Genomic DNA, 1,202 nt, shown 5'->3' on the forward strand with positions numbered 1-1,202 from the left:
TCGATCAGCTCCGCCTCGGTCGTTTCCAGCGTGCGGCCGATGATGTAGCCCTGGATCAGCTCGGTCACCTCGGCGCCGACCATGTGGGCGCCCAGAAGCTCGCCGGTTTTCGCGTCGAACACCGTCTTGATCAGCCCCTCGGGTTCGCCAAGCGCGATCGCCTTGCCGTTGCCGATGAAGGGGAAGCGGCCCACCTTGATCTCATATCCCGCGGCCTTGGCCTTTTCCTCGGTCATGCCCACCGAGGCGACCTGCGGGCTGCAATAGGTGCAGCCGGCGATGGCGCCCGGCTTGATCGGATGCGGATGGCCGCCCGCGATCAGTTCCGCCACCATGACGCCCTCGTGGCTGGCCTTGTGCGCAAGCCACGGCGCCCCGGCGATGTCGCCGATGGCATAGAGCCCCTCGACCCCGGTGCGGCAATATTCATCGACCACCACATGGGTGCGGTCGATCTTGACCCCAAGCGCCTCCAGCCCGAGGTTTTCCACATTGCCGACGATGCCCACGGCGGAAATCACCGTGTCGAAATCCTGCGTCGTGGTGCCCTTGGCGTCTTCCAGATGCGCGGTGACCTTGCCGTTTCCACGATCCAGTTTCTTCACCGTGGTCTTTTCGAGGATCTTCATCCCCTGCTTGACGAACTGCTTTTTCGCAAAGGTGGAGATTTCGGCGTCTTCCACCGGCAGCACGCGGTCCAGCACCTCGACCACCGTGGTATCGGCGCCCAAAGTGTTGAAGAACGAGGCGAATTCGATCCCGATCGCGCCCGATCCGATGACCAGCAGCTTTTTCGGCATCCGCCTGGGTTGCAGCGCGTGCTTGTAGGTCCAGACGAGGTCGCCGTCCGCCTCAAGCCCCGGCAGGGTCCGCGCCCGCGCCCCGGTGGCGAGGACGATGGATTTCGCCGTCAGCTCCTCGCTGCCCTTGTCGGTTTTCACCGCGACCACGCCCTTTTTCGGCAGGCTCGCCTCGCCCATGATGACGGTGATCTTGTTCTTCTTGAACAGGTGCCCGATGCCGCCCGAAAGCTGTTTCGCCACCCCGCGCGAGCGCGCGATGACCGCGTCGAGGTCAAAGCCGATATCCCCCGCCTTCAGCCCGAAATCCTTCGCCCGGTGCATCAGGTGGAACACCTCGGCCGAGCGCAGCAGCGCCTTGGTCGGGATGCAGCCCCAGTTCAGGCAGATGCCGCCCAGATG

The 1,202-nt window shown here is 64.3% G+C and carries 1 protein-coding gene; it reads right to left on the reverse strand.

Annotation, left to right across the window (positions count from 1 at the left end; genetic code table 11):
* Positions 1-1,202 (reverse strand): dihydrolipoyl dehydrogenase (gene lpdA, locus D2T30_RS22855; protein ID WP_128210653.1); only part of this gene is annotated, 1,202 nt, incomplete at both ends.

It is taken from the genome of Paenirhodobacter populi (genome assembly GCF_004022215.1).
In the GTDB taxonomy this organism is placed as follows: Bacteria; Pseudomonadota; Alphaproteobacteria; order Rhodobacterales; family Rhodobacteraceae; genus Rhodobacter; species Rhodobacter populi.